Raw genomic sequence first — 16,983 nt, 5'->3', positions numbered from 1 at the left:
TTACTTCCCCTCGAACATGCTTCACGCCAGCCTGCAACAGATAGCTTCGCACATTGGCCAGTGTTGCCTTGGACACCCTGCTACGGGTGTTCGGGCACTACGCCGCGTCGCGAAAACAGCACCGGCGAACCGTCCGCCCCCAGTAGCGCCGCTGTCAGCGAAAGCCCTTCACTGGACTGGCGCTCTTCAAAGCTGTGCCCCGCATCGCCACTGACAACCATCAGCCCATCCAGCCCGACCGCCAGCACCCTGGCGCCCGATACCGCTACAGAGGTGACCGAGCCTTTGCTTTGCATGGGCAGCTTGCGGAAAGCTCCGCCCTTTGCAGAACCCTGCAACAGCGTCCCGCGCTGGCCGCCCAGCAACAGGCTGCCATCCGCCAGTACCGCGCCGGACCATAGGGTGCCTTCATAGCCGGTATCCAGGTAGCTCCAGCTTTGGCCCTGGTCTTCGGAAAGCAGCACCTGCCCGTGTTCGCCGGTGGCGTAGAGCTTGCCCTGGCGGTCGGCAAACAGCCCCATCAAATTGAGGTCGGCCTTCTTCGAGCCGGGTGGCGGTTGCAGGTGCTGCTCGGTCCATGTCTGTCCGCCATCCTCGGTGCTCAGCACCAGGGCCCAGAGGCCAACGGCGACACCTTGCCGAGCGTTGGAGAAATGCACGGCGAACAGCGGTCGGTCCTCGGCGCTGGACAGGCGCTGAAGCTGCCAGGATTCGCCGCCATCGGTGGTGAGCAAGATCGCTCCCCAATGGCCAACGGCCCAGCCGCGCCTGGCGTCAACGAAAGATACCCCGGTTAGAGGCGTAGACAGCGGCACCGAACTTGCCTGACGGAAGCTTTTCCCATGATCGTCGGACAACAGCACGATACCGTGATCGCCAACAGCAACCACCCGCTCGCCGGCCCATACCGCATCCAGCATGGTGGCCTGTGTGGCGATGCTTGACTGGGCGGCCGGCACCGCCTCCAGCGGCGCAGCTTGCAGGGACAGTGGCAGCAAAACGGCGGCCAACAGAATGACCTTCGATAAAAAACCATAACCCATGATTCTCTCCTCAGTGCACCAGTGCGCCGATCATGCGCACGGGGCGCCTACGGGGAAACAGCCATTGCAGCCAGACGGCAAAGGCCGGCAAGACGGTCATGGCCATGACCATATTGACGATGAACATGAAGGCCAGCAGCTTGCCCATGTCGGCCTGAAACTTGAGGTCCGAGAACGCCCAGGTGGCAACGCCTATCGCCAGGGTGATGGCGGTGAAGATGGTCGCGATGCCCACCTCGAGCAATGCATGCTCGACGGCCTTGGTGATGGGCTGGCCATGGGCCTGGTGCAGTTGCAGGCGGTTGTAGATGTAGAAGGCGTAATCGACACCGATGCCCACCGCCAGCACCATCACCGGCAAGGTGGCGATGGTCAGGCCGATCTGCAATTCCTTCATGAACCAGTAGCCAATGAAGGTGCCGATGGTCAGGGGCAGGCAGCACACCAGCACCGCTCGCCAGTCGCGGTAGACCACGAACACCAGCAAGGCGATGGCGGCATACACATACAGCAGCATGGGGGTTTCGCTTTTCTCCACCTCTTCGTTGATGGCGGCCAGAACCCCCGCGTTGCCAGAGGCGAGGCGAACCACGACACCGGGCATCGGGTACTGGCTTCTAAAGGCCTTGGCCGCCTCTATCACTCTGTTGATCGTGGTGGCCTTGTGGTCCGCCAGGTACAGGTGCACTGCCGACATGCTGCAATCGGTGTGCATCAACCCGGGGGTACGTGCAACCTCGGTGGCCAGCGCGGCATAGTTCACCGGGTCGATGGGAACCGCGCCCATCTTCGGGTTGCCTTCATTGTACCCCTCATTGAACTGGCGCAGGTTGGAAGAGAAGGAAGCCACCGACAATACGCCGGGCACCTCCTGCATGTCCCACACGAAACGGTCCTGATATTGGCCCACGGCCACGTCCTCGCAGGCAGCCTGGCTGTCTCCAGCGGAGTCGCCTCGATTGACCTCGAAAACCACGCTGAGCCAGTCCAGGCCGATGTCGTAGTTGCTGGCGATGGACACCGCATCACGGTTGAAGCGCGAGTCTTCGCGCAATTCCGGTGCACCCGCCTGCAGCGTGCCCACGACCCGGTCATGGCTTTGCCAGATGGCGGCCAGGAAGATCACCAGGGCAATGCCCAGCACCCATTGCGCATTGCGCCGTTCGGCGAGCCGACTCAGGCCGTGCAGCCAGCGGGTACGGCGCTGCCGGGCGATTTCCTGGGCGCTGGCGTACTTGTCGTCGACCCGCAGCAAGGACGCCACCAAAGGCAGCATCACGAGGTTGGTAATGATCTTGAACGCCACACCGAGCGAGGCCGTGATGGCCAGCTCTCGCACCATGGGGATGGGAATCAGCAGCAGGGTCACGAAGGACACCAGTGCCGTGACCAGGGCCAGGGTGCCGGGCACCAGCAATCCGCTGAAACTCGAACGCGCCGCCGCCTCCGCGCTCTTGCCCAGCGCAATTTCACGCACGATGAAGTTGATTTGCTGCACGCCATGGGAAACCCCGATGGCGAAGACCAGGAACGGCACCAGTACTGCCAGCGGATCGAGGCCATAGCCCAGCAGGCGCAAACTGCCGAACTGCCACACCAGCGATGCCAGCGAGCAGACCAGGGCCAGCAAGGTAAAACGCAGCGAGTGGCAGTACCAATAGACCGCCGCCGCGGTCAGCAGCAGAGCCAGAAGGCAGAACTCCAGCACCGCCGCAGCACCGTCGGCGATGTCGCCGATCTGCTTGGCGAAACCGATCATCTGGATTTCGAAATCGCCATCCTCGAACTGCTGGCGCACCTCTTTTTCCAGCGCGTGGTTGAACGCGACATAGTCCAGGCGCGCACCATTGGCATCGAACTCATTGAGCTCCGCCGTGATCATCGCGCTGCTCTGGTCACGGGAAACCAGGGTGCCGATAAAGCCGCCTTGAGCGCTGGAGCTGGCGATCCTGGCGATGATTTCATCATCCAGGTGCTCGGCGGTAACGGTGCCAGGCACCAGTGGGTCGGCCCGAAAGCCCTCTTCGGTGATCTCGTTGACGAAGGCATTGGGCGTCCACAACGAACGCACACTGCTGCGTGATACACCGGGAAGGAAGGTCAGCGCCTGGGTAGCGTCATAAACCCGTTTCAGGCCCGGAGCGCTCCAGATGCTGCCATGCCGCGCCCTGACGACCAGGGTCAGGCGGTTCGCCCCCTGCAGGTCATTGCGGTACGCCTCAAAGGTCTTGATGTATTCGTGGCCGATGGGCAATTGCTTTTCGAAGCCGGCATCCATGCGCAATTGCACGGCGAACCACGCCATCACCAGGGTGAAAACGGCCAGGCTCGCCAGCACCAGCCGGCGATGCCCGAACAGGACTTCCTCGACGCGTGACAGCAAGCCACGCGCGCGTACTTCAGGTAATTTTACGGAACCGTTCACGACAGGCCTCACAAGGTACGAGAGATCGCGATGCCGACGTAATCTCGGTCACGGTAGAGTTGGTCGTAAGGCGTATCCCCCCCCATGAACTTCGCGTAGTTGAGGCCGATCTGCCAACTGGCCGGATTGCGCACGAAGTTCAGGTACAGATTCATGCTGCTGGAGTCTTTAGTGAAGGTTGCGGCGAGGTTCGGCGTGCGCCCTGCCAGGGAGCGTGAGTAAAAGATCCCCGGGGTGACCTGCCACCCGGGCAACAGGGTGCCATCGTAGGTCACGCTGAAGTCCATATTGATACCCGAGGAGGTCTTGTCGCCGTGGGCCTTTGGCGCCGTCGCAGGGTCCAGCTGCCAGGTGTTGAGGCCCGCGGCAATCGGCTCGCCGTTGACTTCGTCATGCAGGCTCGGGTACTTGATGACCACCAGCTCGGTCAGCAGGGTGCCGGTGCTGGCCTTGGTGAAATCCAGCAGCATCGGCGAGTTGGAAGGCGTGAAGCTGTACAGGCCCGTCAGGTGCCATTGGAATTTCTTCTCGTCCTTCCAGCATTTGCCACCATTGTTCGCGCACAGGTCGATGGCGGGGTTGAGTGCCACGGAGTCCTTGGGTCGGTACGACAGTTCCGTGCCCACGGCCCAGTCGCCAATCGGCATGTTGGCGCTGACGCCATACAGCATGCGGTCTTCCTGATACCTCCAGGTGGGCGACACCGCCAGGGTGTTGGGATCGAGCAGCGCCACGCTCAAGGACGGCAGCTTGTCGTGATAGCGCATCACGTAGAAGCCATAGTTGACGTCACTGTCCTCCGGCTGCCAGCGCAGCGAGAGGCCCCATTGACCGCTGTCGCGGGCGTTCTTGTCGGAATATCCATAAGTGCCCATGCCCTTGCCCAGGCCATTGGTCGTGGACCAGTAGCTGCCCACCGGAGGCAGTTCGCTCTTGTTCCAGCGGAACTGGTAGTAGGCCTCGATATTGAGGCCCGAGCCCAGGCCCGAGGCGACGCTGAGCATGGGCGCTGGCAGCACCGCCTCTTTGAGTTGGACGCCAGGACGGGCCAGGGCCTGATAGTCGTAGGCGTTGGTGTTGTTGATACCCCCGGCTACGAACAGGCTTTCACCCCAGTTGATAACCTGATTACCCAGGCGCGCCCGAACCCGCTGCTCCCCCACGTCGAAGCCCTTGCTCACCCATAGATCCAGCAGCCGCGCCTTGAAGAACAGGTCGTCACGAGCGGCGTCGGTGAGGCCGTCGCTGCCCACCCCTTCAGGAGTATTGAACGATTGGGTACCTGTGGTGTGGGTCGCGGCAAAGTCGCGGATCCAGCTGCCTCGCGCCATGAAAGTGAGGTCCTCGGGCATCTTCAGCAGCAGTTCATGAGTGCCTTTGAGGTAGTTGGTGAACAGATCGCCGCGGTCGTAGTTCAGATCGCCCTGATCGGCTACGCCCGAAGTCGGTGCCAGGCAGCCCGAGGGCGCGTTGTGCCCGCCTACGCCCTGGTTGATCAGGTTGCAGCCCCGTGACTCGGTTCGCAGCCCCATGCCTGCGGTGATGGTGGAGTCGAAGGCACCATGAAGGGTTTCGGTTTCAAAAGTGAACCCCATTGCCAGGGGGGTGGCGCACACGATGACAAGGCCTGATGCTTTGCTAATTATTTTTTTCATGCTGGCTCTCGATCTGACGTCGGTTTTTTAGCGCTCGCTGATGGCTCGCAGGTTATCGGAGGTGAAGAAGTCGCGTTTCAGACGGGCATTGCCGGTTTCGTCGGTGATCCAGCGAATGTCGTTCTTGCCTGCCCCGACCGAGGTCATGTCAAACAGGAAACGGCCATCGATCAGGTTGTACTGAACCTGGGCTTCCACATCGCAGGCGCCTGTTTCGTACACCGGAACCGAGAAGCCTTCGCGCACCTTCCAGATCTGCCCTTGCTTGTCATAGTCAACGGCGAGCAAGGCGTTCCAGCTGTCCTCGTCGATATAGAACAGGCGCTTGGGCGCCTGGTGGCGCATGCCTTGGCGGACATTGGCCTCGACCACCCAGACCCGATGCAGCTCATAGCGACGCGACTGCGGCGCAATCGAGTCGTTGCTGGCAAAGGTTTCCACCTTGGCGGCGGTGTTGTAGGCACCGAAGGCGTTGTACGGAACCAGCAGTTCCTGCTTGCCGACCAGTTTCCAGTCGAAACGGTCCATGGCGCCGAAGAACACATTCGCTTCGTCGACGGTGTATTGGTTGTCCAGGCCAATCTGCGGGGCGTCGTAGGAGTAGGACGGCATGCGGCGCACGCGGCGCTGCCCGGGGAAGTAGTAGAAGGTCGTGGCTTGTTCACCGGCTACCGCGGTTTGCACTGCGGCCTGGCCGGCCAGCGCCGGCGGCTCCTGGAAGTTGAAGTAGGTGGCGTTTTCCAGGCGGCCGACGGACGAGAACAGTGCACTGCCCTTCTTGCCCCAGGGTGTGAAGAACAGCGTGTCTGTCGACTGACGCAACCATTCCCCGCCCTTGCGTGGCGAAATCCCGGAAATGGTCCGAGGGATCTCAACGCCAACGCCGCGATAGCGCATCTTCATGTTCCACATCACCTCTGCACCGGTTTTCGGAACAGGGAACGGGATGCCTGGAACATGGGCCTCCTCAAGGGCGACACCCGCAGCGTCAAGCTTGGCGAATCCGACGTTCTGCTTGGTGTTCTCGACCACGAAGTCCGGAGCGCCGCAGGTACGGCGGCTCGGATAGACATCCATGCGATAGCCTGGAATCTTCTTGAACAGTTCAAGCTGGCCGGGGGCCAGTTTGCTCGCATACTGCGCGAGGTTATTCGAGTCGAGGCTGTACAGGGGTTTGTCACCCTTGAACTTCCAGTAATCCCCACGTACCTGGCCGTAATTCCATCCGGCCCCCTGGGGGGCCGGTGCTGTCCAGGCCGGAATGTCTCCGCTGGAACTTGCTGCAACCTCGCCGCCCAGAGGAGTGAGCTTCGAGCCCAGCAACGCAGACTCCGAGCTCTCGGCCTGAACCGAGAACATTGCCGCGGATGCGGCAATACCCACCAGTAAACGCAGGAGCGCATGGCGGGAAAATGCTGCACTGTTTGAGCGCTTAATTACGTCATTCATTGGAAGATCCTCAAAGGCGTTTACCGGCGGCTCGACCGTCGAATCGGGCAAGACGCTTGATATCACAGATCTAGATCATTTGACCTGATCAAATGAACAAGTCTGTTGAACAAGTCAGCAAGCCACATGCCAAGATCCGAAAATCAAGGTTTCTGCATACACATCAGTAAGTTAGGTTTCTTCGGCTGATTCGCGGGCCACAACGGCCCGCACTGCTATGTAAATTAAGGAAACATCTGTTACGAAGATCTACCCGCCCCCCTGCGCACAGTTCAAGGGGCGGCCCGATACCAGCCACGCCGGTGCAATAGCGGTGAAATTGGCTTGAGCCTTTTGACCAACGCACTGCATCTGCACCGAAGGCTAAACAGCGAGCGCGCGCATCAGGTCCACAGACAAGCCTGCTGCGCACTCCGCGTTTGCAAAAAGCCAGGAAAAGAAATGGGGTTGAGTCGTCAGGGGCTCAGCTTCAGAAATGCCGAAAGACATCGGTCATGCTGACTGTCGGGTGCTTGGCGTGTGGGTCGGGGGGTAAGCGGGTGAATGCCGGCTTCAATACGTAGATAGTGCTCAGGGTCAAGGTAACTGCCAGAACGGCAAATCCGAAACGACGCATCGCAGACCTCCAGAATTACAATTTTTTATATTTGTAGCTCCGAGTCTGGTCTTTGCAGGGCAATAAAGCTTGATAGATCGCGCCACAAAATAGCCAATTTACGCAGCGCAAAAAGTGACCCGCCAGGCACCGTCAACGCTGCGATAACCTAGAGCGCTGGGCCCGGCCTCGAGTGCTGGGAAGACGAATAAAAGCGGCTTTTTAGCAACTTGTCGTCCTGCAAGATGGCAGGAGCGATTGTGTATGCAGGCTGCTGTAGTATCAGTAGCAAACCACGTTCGTCTGCTCTCCGGGGCGGCATATCGCACCACGCCGGATGCACTATCTGGGAATAGAAATGGCTTTCCTCATTCGTGGCACTGCCCTGACAGGGTTTGATGAGTTTGCAGCCAGCCAAGGGCTTGAAGCGCAAAGCATCTTGGACGAAGTTGGACTCCCTGGGGACGCCGCAGATGGAGTGATCTGCGGCATACAGTTCATCGAATTGCTGGAACTGTGCGCAAAGCGATCGCACAACCCGATGTTCGGGCTGCAACTGGGTCTGCATCAGGGCGCGAAAGCTCTGGGCAACATGCTCTATGTAGTCAAGAGCACCAGTACATTAGGCCGAATCCTGGAGGAGTTGACTCGCTACTTTCACTTCCATAGTACGGGGGCAGATCTGTATCTGCAGCGCAAGGGCGCTACTGCGCAACTGGTCTATGAGCTGATCGATGACGAGGCCGTTACTGGAAGACAGGCAGTGGAATGGACCATGGCGATTTTTTTCCGTCTGGTCCAGATCCTGCTTGGGCATCCCTGGAGGCCTCTGAGCTTGCAGTTGCGACACCCTTCCGTTGGCCAAGTCGGTACTTACAGGCAATTGCTGGGGGTCACTGTGCACTTCAACAGCCCGGCCAACGCCTGGGTCTTTGCCGAATCACTGCTGGACGCCAGCCCCAATACCGTAGATGAAGCGTTCAACGAGCTGGCCAAGGAACATATCACCGAGCTCGCTCAACTGACCCTGCAGGAGTTTCCTTCCTACATAAGGAAGTTGCTGCACAGGCAACTGCCCAATGGTCAGGTCACTGTCGAGCAGATCGCCGATAAGGTTAAGATCAGCCCGCGAAGCCTGCAGCGCTACTTGCAGTTGGAAGGCACCAGCTTTCAAAAACTTCTTGATCAGGCGCGCCAGTCGATGGCGACCCGTTACATGTCCGACTCGTCCATGAGTCTGACGCAACTTTCCGAACTCTTGGGTTATGCAGATCTGAGCGCCTTTTCCCGCGCCTTTACCCGCTGGAACGGCATAAGCCCGCAGAAATGGAAAAAAACCATCAAGCCGCCTGCTCGGCCGCAACCTGCAATACGCCACTGATAGCCACAAGCTGCATCTCTGCCTGGAGTGACTTGCAGCCAAAACCCTGGTCGCTTGACTGCCCTCAACCCAGTGCTCCGAAGATCGGATTATCGAGGTAATACAACGCTTTGTTCACGCCTCTGGTTCGTGCCATCGCCCTCCACGGCTTCCATGAGTTCGCCACTGCCCAGGGCCTGAACTCGGCGGAAATATTGCGCCGTGCAGCCTTACCGCAGGAGTGCTTGCGCAAGCCGGAAATGCTCCTGCCCTACCGCAGATTCTGCAACTTGCTGAACCTGTGCGCGACGCAGTCCGGCAATCCTTTGTTTGGCCTGCAACTCGGGCTTTATCAAGGTGTCGGGGTGTTCGGTGATCTGTTCTACCTGATACGCAACACCAAGACCCTGGGGGAAGCCCTGGCCGAGTTGCGAACGGGCTACTCGCTGTATTTCAACGATGCGGACATTGAACTGGATATTGAAGGTGAACGTGCGATCCTCAGCTACAAATTGAAAGAGCGCGACCTGCCCGGAGTGCAGCAGGTCGAGGAGTCCGCCTGTGGGGTCGCGTTGCAGTTGCTGCGAACCCTTGCCGGCAGCGATTGGCAAGCCAGGACCGTGCGCTTTCGCCATGCCCCGCTGCTGGATGAGTCGGTCTATCTGCAAGGGCTGGGTCTGCAACCCAGGTTCGGTGAAGCCTGTACCGCCCTGGAGTTCGACTCATCTGACCTTGCATTGGCCCTGAGCTCCAAGAATGAAACGCTGCATGGTCTGATTACCAGGCACATAAGCAAGGTCGAACGACTGTCGGCAGAAGAGTTATCCGCCTACATCCAGCAACTGCTGCGTTACCTGTTACCTTGCGGACGTGCAACAACAGAGAAAATAGCCAGCTGCCTGGCGGTTCATCCGCGCACCTTGCAGCATTGGCTCGCCCAGAAAGACACAACTTTCCAGCGGTTGCTCGATGAAACTCGCCAGGAACTGGCCGGCCAATACCTGCTGGACCCGTCCATCAGCATGGCCCAGATGTCGGGGCTGCTTGGCTACTCGAACCCCAGTGCCTTCAACCGTGCATTCATTCGCTGGTTTGGCATGACCCCATCGCAGTGGCAAAAAAGGCATGGCGTGAAAAAGCAGCCACGCCTCTTGCGTAGCGGTCCGTTCAGGGGGTAATGGCAAGCGCCCCTACCCTGCACCGCCCCCCCCCCCGGCAAAGCCGCCCCGTAGGGCGGAAAAGAGTACGCCCAGGCCTGGCGTACATTCAGAACATGCACCTGTACGGAAGGCCTGAACAACTATTGAACATCGGGCTCTTGCAATCTTGTTGCCAAACCAGGCACAACCTTATCTGGCATTGAGCAGCGACCGGGAAGCTGCACTCTTCGAGCGGTGCAAGGCGTCACAGGCGTAATACAACTGCACAATCAAGTACGACCAGGTGAGAAAGGCAAAGGTCATGAAAATCAGTTTTGTATCATCCCCGGGAATCGGGAAGAAATCATACCGGAGTGCCACGGTCAGCCCCGCCACCGCGCCCAGGACGCTGGCCAGAGCGTGAAAGACGGCTCTTGCACGCAGCAACTGCCAGATGAAGTAGCAAAGGTACAAGGTGTAGACGCACCACATAAGCACATAGAAGTAAGGGAGCCAGGCCTTGGTGAAATCGGACAGGTGGTAGACGGCTGTGGCAGCAAAGCCGGCGACAAACAGGATGATGTCCTTGGCGCGAGATGGCTTGTAGCCGTGGGTGACCGCCATCAGGCCAAGGGTGGCGATGATCGGCACGCCAACCCCTCGGGAAAAGGCGTCGAGAAACAACGCAATGTTGTAGTTAACCTGCCAGCCAGTGGCGATGTAGGTGGTGAAGTTTGACGCGGAGATGCCTACGATCAGGAACTCCAGGCCCAGCAGATAGTTGTTTTTCCTGATAAATCCTATTCCATAGCCCAACCCGGTAAGCACCAGGACAATGCATGAGACCAGTGCCAAAATATCTCTCAATTCCACGATAACTGCCTCTGAAAATGTTCTAGCGCCGATGCCTTGCGGCACCTCTATCAAGGGTGTGGCGACATCCCGCGGTTAAGGCAATCGTCCTTGCCTTCAACCATTGAAGGCGCGCTCTTTGCGCACCTTGTTGTCGGTCCGCTCATCAAACAGCTTGGCCGCTGCAAAAGCCGTTTTCATCGCACACCACTGCAAGGGCTCGGGCAGCGTCGAGGGTACTCGGTGCTCCAATGCCGCCAGGCGCGAAGGGTCGTTGCCGGCAATTCGTGCGGCAAGAGTCGCCCCCATGAACGACTGAGTGGCAAGACCATGCCCCGAACAGCCCGCCGAATAGAAGATGTTCTGTTTGACCCCTGTAGTGCCAACAACCGGCAACGCGTCATAGGCAGCGCTGATGTATCCGCTCCAGCAATGCTGGATGCCAAGGTTCTGCAGCGACGGAAAGCGTTCGCGCAGAACGCGCACCAATGCGGCGTAGGCTTGGTTGTCCGGCACATTGGGCGTCTTGGAACCGTAGACATAGCCGAGCTGTTTAACGGTCAAGACCATGGTGTCGTGAGCGGTCAGACGGTGGCTCTCCATGGTGTAATGCGGGGTGATGAGCCCTTCTCGCCCCTTCCAGCCCAGGGACGCCAATTGTTCTGCCGATAGCCGCTGGGTCTCGATCGCCGAAACCCGGATCGGCACCACCTTGTTGCGCAACAACCCCAGTTGCGGGGTATAGGCGTTGGTTGCCAGAACCATGACCGGCGCCGTCACACTTCCATGGGCCGTCTTGCAGGTGATCGCCGAGCCTTCGCTATAGGAAAGCAGTGGCGTGCGCTCGTAGAGCTTCACCCCGGCGCTGAGTGCCGCACGGCGCAAGCCATTTATGTACTTGCCGGGGTTCAGGGTGCCGCCCCGTTGCGCGCTGCCGAACAGAAATGCGGGGGGGATGCCACGGGCACGCATTTCCACCGAGTCGACAAAACGCGTAACCGAACCCAGCTTGTGCCCCAGCTCCATGTTTTCCCGCAGGCGCTTTTCCTGGCTTGGGTGAACCGCGGCGCGGATGACCCCCGAGGGGGTGTAATCGCAGTGGATACCCAGTGCAATCAGGCGCCCTTCCACATAAGTGACGGCCTCGTCGTAGAAACTGACGAATTTTCTGGCCTTCTCCAGGCCTACGCGCTTGACGAAAAGATCGAACTCGATGCCCATGCTGCCCAGCAGGTATCCGGCGTTGCGCCCACTGGCACCGAACCCGGCGAATTCCTGCTCCAGGACTATGACTTTGGCCCCGAGCGCGTTGAGCTCAAGGGCTGTCGACAACCCGGCAAAACCGGCACCCACCACTATGACATCGGCCTGTTCATGGCCTTTGAGTTCCGCTTGCAGATCGGCAGGGCGCTCCAGCCATCCACCAATACTGCGAAACTTCAATGGCTCGGAACTGCTGTAGTGAGCCGCGTTATTCGAAGCATTCATCTGTTTCACTCCCGGGTGCACACAAGTCATTTTTATGCGTATTCGGACATCAGGTCGGACATGACAGCGCTAAATCAGCCTGTCGCGAAGTTTCATGCTGGCCGGCGGCGCCCTGGTCACAGCCCCGGCCACTCTTGCTGCCCCGGGCCTGTGCGCCAGGCCCGTTCGTTTTGCTTAGAAGCCTTTTCCGGCTTCGCAAAAAGACTCCATCTGCAGAAGCTCTTGCGGGTCCCGCATCTGACCATCGACTTCCACCCATCCCAGCAAGGTGCTGCTGGCACTCCAGCCCAGCAGGCGTTGCATTTCATTGGGAAGCTGGCGAACTCGCTCAATGGGTATGGACAGAAAATGGTTCTCTTCCAATCGCAGGAACGCCAGGTCATAGGCCATTGTCAGGCCGGTTCGAGGCCGCTCGGTGGTGTTGGCACCACCGCCGTGGTACACCGACCCCAGCCACAGCAGTGCAGAACCGGCTTTCATTTCTGCCGCAACGGTTTCCTCTTGAGTGGGCATTCGTTCGTCATCCCACTTGTGGCTTTCAGGGATGACACGGGTTGCCCCGTTCTCTTGGGTGAAATCGGAAATCGCCAGCATCAGTTGCAGGCGTGCCTCGCGGCCGTATTGCGGATGACGCCAGAGCGAAGTGGCATCATCGCGGTGCAGGGGTTGTAAGCCTTGCCCTGGACCGATCTGGATCGCCTGAGTAATGCTGAGTTGAATATCGGGCTCAATCTCGACACGGTTGCTTCCCACCCAGACATGGGTTGGGGTCTGCAGGATTTTCCTGGCTGATTCGAGAAATAGCGGGCTCAGTGCAACCTCTATAGCCGTATCGCTGCGGCCGATGATTCGCGCGACGCGTCGAGTCTGGGTGCCGGCAAAATATGGGTCTACACCGCTAGGCGTTACATTCAGGTAACTGTCGAGTTCTGCTTTGAGGGACAGCAGCGTTTGCTCTGAGACGAAGTCCGAGATAATCACGCCGCCATCACGCTTGATGTTTTCAACTACTAGCTCAACCGAGTCGCTACTACTTAGCGTCTTGAGTTGTCGTGTTTCCATTTTCATTTCCTGCCTATCTACTTCAGGTAAGAGAACATGGGAAATCTATGACTGTTCAGGGGCAGATATTCAGGGGTTCATCGAGTCAACTTCCCCGCCGTGCAGCGGGCCATCTTTTCTGAAATCAGGCAAATTGCTATGGCAGGCGATAGACTTGAGAAACACCACTCAATGGGTAATTCGGCGAGCAAGGAGCTAATCAGCTTTCTTGACTCACTCGCTGTTCTAAATAGTCGGCCCCTATACAGAACCCTGTTCGAAAGAGTACAGATCAAACGACATGATCAATTGATCATGTCGTTTGATTAAAAGCAAGTCGTATGCCACCTTAATAGAGCGGCATAAACCGCTGGGTTCGAATAGCCTGCACACCGAAGGCGAATGCAAACGATACCAACCTACCCACTTCGCCCTCGGTTTCGTTTCAGAGCAACGTGACAGTTCGGGTATTTACGAAACACTCGTTATGCACAGGCAGGGGAATCATCGACGCACATGCATTCATGGATTGCCGGGCATCCATGCGTTAGCATCCATCACCGCCGATATTGAACCGGGTTACTGTTGGCAACACCGAAAAAAGGAGACTGGATCCATGGCTAGAATGGGCGCAGAAGTGCGTAGACAAGACTTTATCGAAGCTACCGTGAAGGTAATTGCGCAGTACGGAGTAGCTAACGCAACCACTCGCCGTATCGCTGCCGAGGCAAAATCTCCACTGGCTTCATTGCACTACACCTTTCACACCAAGGACGAGCTGTTCTACGCGGTCTACGAATCCCTGATCAGCACGCCGCAACAGGCTGTGGCCCATGTAACGCCAGGCGCCACTGCCGAGAAGACGGTGGCAGAGCTACTGCGCCAGGTAGCCAACTGGTTCATCACCCACCCCGACCTGGCCATCGCGCAGTCCGAACTCTTTGCCTGGACGCTACGCAACAACCCGGCCATGGCGACCCGGATCTATTCTTATGCCGGTCTTGCAACGGAGCAGGCCATTGAACGGGTGATCGGCTCTCGACTGGATAAGGCGGCACTGACAAAGGTCAGTCGCTTGCTCATCAATCTGCTCGACGGCTTGCTGATCTCCTGGTCCGCCCACCGCAATATCGAGCGTTTGAACGCGGAAACCGATACGGCCTGCCATGCACTGGAACTGCTGGTGACCAGCATTGAAAGCACTCCCGAAACGGCCCCCTCCTCGGCGAAATCCAGTACAGATGCCTGACAGTTTTTTCCAACAAGGAAGTTGCGCTTCTTATCTGTTCCCTACCCGCTTGACAGCAGTATCGCGCTCTTCGTGAACGGTCACGCGATAGAATTTGGCGACTTGCAAGGCGAGAATAAAAATATTAAAAGGCGCTGCAATAACAGTATTGCGCTATAGTTTTCAGCAAAACAGGCAAGCCAGCTGCTGCATGGTTCAAGTATGTAAAAAGAGGGGCGCACAATAGTGCGCCCCTAAAAGAGACAGGGTTTTTACAGCATATGCCCTGCCAAGAGAGACAGTAATGTAGCGGTCAGTACTTGCGGAAAGTCATGCCCCATGCCAGGCAGCAGAACAAACTTTGAGTTGGGAATAGCCGCCGCAGTGGCAAAGCCACCACTGGGGGCAACCATCAGATCTTTATCCCCATGAATGACCAAGGTACTGCATTGAATTTGCACCAACTCCTTGGTGCGATCCCCTGAATTGATAATGGCTCCAACTTGCCTTGATGTTCCTAGGTGATTTAACTCACTCCCTCCCCGCTCCCATGCCTGGGCGGCATAACAACGCAAGCCTTCTTCGTTCCATTCAAGCCTGGAGCCTATGAGACGCATGATGTCGACATAGTCGCGCACACTTTCATTCTGGTTTCTGGGCGGCCGACGCAGAACCTGCAGAATCGCCTTGAACGACGGCTGCCCCACGCGCAGCGACCCAGTGGTGGAGAATATCGAGGTCAGGGTCCTGACCCGCTGCGGGTAACGCGCGGCGAGCGTCTGAGCAATCATGCCGCCCATGGACATCCCGACCAGATGCGCCGATTCCAGCCGCAGGCCATCCATCAGGCCGAGCACATCATCAGCCATGTCGCCTATGTCGTAGCCTGGGGTGGGCTTGCGAAAGAACTGCTGCAAGGTCGTGGGCGGCACCACACCAGTGAAGAACGACCTGCCCGAATCGCGATTGTCCAGGGTGATCACCCGCAAGCCCTTGTTCACCAGGCCATCGATGAGCGATTGCGGCCAATAGGTCAATTGCAACCCCAGGCCCACCACGAAGATCACCGCAGGGTCTGCCTCAGACCCATAACTGCGGTAACAGAGCTCACCCTTGCCCGCCAATGTGCAGTACTGATCCTGGCTCATCGGCCGCTGCTCACGGGCTGCAGCGCAACGCTGTTCTCCAGGCGGACGCTGGGCGCCGCGCTGAACTTGAGACAGTCTTCGGCCACCGTTCCGCGGCGCAACAACTTGACGTCGCGGAAGTAGTCCATCGACATGACCCAGGGTTCGCAGGGCCCCTGGCGCGGCATGCCATCCAGGGCGCGTTGCACGTACCCTGCACCGAAGTCCAGGAGCGGGCGAGTCTCAATGCCCTCGGGCGCCTGTGGTTCGCAGACGCCATGGTTCTGCTCGTCCATGAGGCCCAGCAGGCGACAGAAGTGATCGCACAGCAGGCACACTTTCAGGGTCCAGGAAGAGTTGGTATACCCCAACGCAAAGGCGAAATTCGGCACGCCGGAAAGCATCATGCCCTTGTAGGCGAGGGTCTGGCTGAGGGTCACCGGCTTGCCATCCTTGTACAGGGCAATGCCGCCGAAGAGCTGCACGTTGAGCCCGGTGGCCGTGATGATGATATCGGCCTTGAGTTCCTTTCCGGATTTGAGCTGCACACCCGTCTCGGTAAATCGCTGCACGTGATCGGTCACCACGTTGGCTTTGCCCGAGCTGATCACCTTGAACAGATCCCCTTCGGGAACCGAGCACAGGCGTTGATCCCAGGGGTTGTATGGCGGGTTGAAATGCACATCCACCGGATAGCCCTTGGGCAATTCCTTGCGGGTCAGCCAGATGAGCAACTTGCGGGCAAGTTTCGGGAAACGCTGGCAGAAGGCCCAGAAGCCCAGGGTGATCTTGGCATTCTTGTAGCGCGTCAATGAATAGGCGGCCTGCGCGGGCAGTACCTTGCGCAGGAAGGCGGCAATCGAATCACTGGCAGGCTGATTGATGATGTAGGACGGCGTGCGCTGCAGCATGGTGATGCTGGCGACCTTGTCCGCCATGGCTGGAATCAGGGTCACCGCGGTTGCGCCACTGCCAATCACCACCACCCGTTTACCTGTGTAGTCCAGATCTTCCGGCCAGTGTTGCGGGTGGATGATCTGCCCCTTGAACTGCTCCGAACCTTCAAAGCGCGGGCTGAAGCCCTGGTCATAGCGATAGTAGCCGCCGGCGCTGAACAGCCAGCGGCAATGGACAGTGCGGATTTCGCCAAGCTTGCCGTCTTCGACTTGAACGGTCCACAAGCCTTTCTCGCTGTGCCAGTCTGCCGAAATCACCTTCTGCTGGTACTGGATAAAGGGTTCCAGGGCGTACTCGTCGACGGTCTCGCTGAGGTATTCGAGGATGTCCTTGGCGTCGGCCAGAGACTTGTCCTTGGTCCAGGGCTTGAAGTCGAATCCAAAGGTATAGAGGTCCGAATCAGAACGAATGCCAGGATAGCGAAACAAGTCCCACGTTCCTCCCGCTCGCTCACGGGATTCAAGAATCGCAAAGACCTTGCCAGGCTGGTGGCGCCGCAAATAGGCGGCCAGACCAATGCCCGATACACCAGCACCCATAATGAGAACATCCAGCGGCTCGGTCGGAAGAACTGCGTGAGAAGACATGTCGCCTCCTATTGTTGTGTTATAGAGACCTGATCAA

12 protein-coding genes are annotated in these 16,983 nt (G+C 58.4%); 3 read left to right on the top strand and 9 right to left on the bottom strand.

Annotated features, from left to right (window positions below):
- Positions 1-80 precede the first annotated feature (80 nt).
- From I9018_RS16030 to I9018_RS16015, 4 genes are read right to left on the bottom strand one after another with little or no spacing between them, the layout of a single operon-like run.
- On the bottom strand, positions 81-1,043 hold the full coding sequence (locus tag I9018_RS16030; protein ID WP_241110082.1) for a YCF48-related protein: 963 nt from the start codon (positions 1,041-1,043) through the stop codon (positions 81-83).
- A 10-nt stretch (positions 1,044-1,053) separates the two neighbouring features.
- On the bottom strand, positions 1,054-3,468 hold the full coding sequence (locus I9018_RS16025; protein WP_241110081.1) for an efflux RND transporter permease subunit: 2,415 nt from the start codon (positions 3,466-3,468) through the stop codon (positions 1,054-1,056).
- Positions 3,469-3,476: 8 nt separating this feature from the next.
- Entirely contained in the window at positions 3,477-5,123 is a 1,647-nt protein-coding gene (locus I9018_RS16020) for a DUF1302 domain-containing protein (RefSeq protein WP_346780104.1), read from the bottom strand.
- 27 nt (positions 5,124-5,150) lie between these two features.
- Positions 5,151-6,572, bottom strand: coding sequence for a DUF1329 domain-containing protein (locus I9018_RS16015; protein ID WP_241110080.1), 1,422 nt, complete (start codon positions 6,570-6,572; stop codon positions 5,151-5,153).
- Positions 6,573-7,525: 953 nt separating this feature from the next.
- On the opposite strand from I9018_RS16015, the gene I9018_RS16010 reads away from it, so the two are divergent.
- Entirely contained in the window at positions 7,526-8,548 is a 1,023-nt protein-coding gene (locus I9018_RS16010) for an AraC family transcriptional regulator (protein ID WP_241110079.1), read from the top strand.
- A gap of 110 nt (positions 8,549-8,658) precedes the next feature.
- Entirely contained in the window at positions 8,659-9,705 is a 1,047-nt protein-coding gene (locus tag I9018_RS16005; protein WP_241110078.1) for an AraC family transcriptional regulator, read from the top strand.
- A 171-nt stretch (positions 9,706-9,876) separates the two neighbouring features.
- On the opposite strand, the gene I9018_RS16000 is transcribed toward I9018_RS16005, so the two are convergent.
- The 3 genes from I9018_RS16000 to I9018_RS15990 form a co-directional block, all read right to left on the bottom strand.
- Positions 9,877-10,524: a hypothetical protein gene (locus I9018_RS16000; RefSeq protein WP_083236043.1), complete on the bottom strand. Its 648-nt coding sequence runs from the start codon at positions 10,522-10,524 to the stop codon at positions 9,877-9,879.
- Positions 10,525-10,635: 111 nt separating this feature from the next.
- A complete protein-coding gene (locus tag I9018_RS15995; RefSeq protein WP_241110077.1) occupies positions 10,636-12,006 on the bottom strand; it encodes an FAD-binding oxidoreductase in 1,371 nt (456 codons plus the stop codon).
- A gap of 174 nt (positions 12,007-12,180) precedes the next feature.
- Positions 12,181-13,068 (bottom strand): phytanoyl-CoA dioxygenase family protein, encoded by an 888-nt coding sequence (locus I9018_RS15990; protein WP_068586281.1) that lies wholly within the window; start codon positions 13,066-13,068, stop codon positions 12,181-12,183.
- A 595-nt stretch (positions 13,069-13,663) separates the two neighbouring features.
- On the opposite strand from I9018_RS15990, the gene I9018_RS15985 reads away from it, so the two are divergent.
- Positions 13,664-14,296 (top strand): TetR/AcrR family transcriptional regulator, encoded by a 633-nt coding sequence (locus I9018_RS15985; RefSeq protein WP_083236042.1) that lies wholly within the window; start codon positions 13,664-13,666, stop codon positions 14,294-14,296.
- 251 nt (positions 14,297-14,547) lie between these two features.
- Here I9018_RS15985 and I9018_RS15980 read toward each other — a convergent pair whose 3' ends face one another.
- Together I9018_RS15980 and I9018_RS15975 are read right to left on the bottom strand one after the other, a co-directional pair.
- Complete coding sequence (locus I9018_RS15980) at positions 14,548-15,423, bottom strand: alpha/beta hydrolase (RefSeq protein WP_068586275.1); 876 nt, start codon at positions 15,421-15,423, stop codon at positions 14,548-14,550.
- Complete coding sequence (locus tag I9018_RS15975; protein WP_241110076.1) at positions 15,420-16,946, bottom strand: NAD(P)/FAD-dependent oxidoreductase; 1,527 nt, start codon at positions 16,944-16,946, stop codon at positions 15,420-15,422. Before I9018_RS15975 ends, I9018_RS15980 begins: the two co-directional genes overlap by 4 nt.
- Positions 16,947-16,983: the final 37 nt, after the last annotated feature.

Source organism: Pseudomonas sp. MPFS, from assembly GCF_022537035.1.
GTDB lineage: Bacteria > Pseudomonadota > Gammaproteobacteria > Pseudomonadales > Pseudomonadaceae > Aquipseudomonas > Aquipseudomonas sessilinigenes.
Note: the sequence above shows the minus strand (reverse complement) of the source record. Positions and strands in the feature narration are given on the sequence as shown.

What these genes read in the sequence shown, in the direction of transcription:
- I9018_RS16030 (WP_241110082.1), bottom strand. Translation starts at nt 1,043, where the DNA reads ATGGGTTATGGTTTTTTATCGAAGGTCATTCTGTTGGCCGCCGTTTTG.
- I9018_RS16020 (WP_346780104.1), bottom strand. Translation starts at nt 5,123, where the DNA reads ATGAAAAAAATAATTAGCAAAGCATCAGGCCTTGTCATCGTGTGCGCC.
- I9018_RS16015 (WP_241110080.1), bottom strand. Translation starts at nt 6,572, where the DNA reads ATGAATGACGTAATTAAGCGCTCAAACAGTGCAGCATTTTCCCGCCAT.
- I9018_RS16010 (WP_241110079.1), top strand. Translation starts at nt 7,526, where the DNA reads ATGGCTTTCCTCATTCGTGGCACTGCCCTGACAGGGTTTGATGAGTTT.
- I9018_RS15995 (WP_241110077.1), bottom strand. Translation starts at nt 12,006, where the DNA reads ATGAATGCTTCGAATAACGCGGCTCACTACAGCAGTTCCGAGCCATTG.
- I9018_RS15990 (WP_068586281.1), bottom strand. Translation starts at nt 13,068, where the DNA reads ATGGAAACACGACAACTCAAGACGCTAAGTAGTAGCGACTCGGTTGAG.
- I9018_RS15985 (WP_083236042.1), top strand. Translation starts at nt 13,664, where the DNA reads ATGGCTAGAATGGGCGCAGAAGTGCGTAGACAAGACTTTATCGAAGCT.
- I9018_RS15980 (WP_068586275.1), bottom strand. Translation starts at nt 15,423, where the DNA reads ATGAGCCAGGATCAGTACTGCACATTGGCGGGCAAGGGTGAGCTCTGT.
- I9018_RS15975 (WP_241110076.1), bottom strand. Translation starts at nt 16,946, where the DNA reads ATGTCTTCTCACGCAGTTCTTCCGACCGAGCCGCTGGATGTTCTCATT.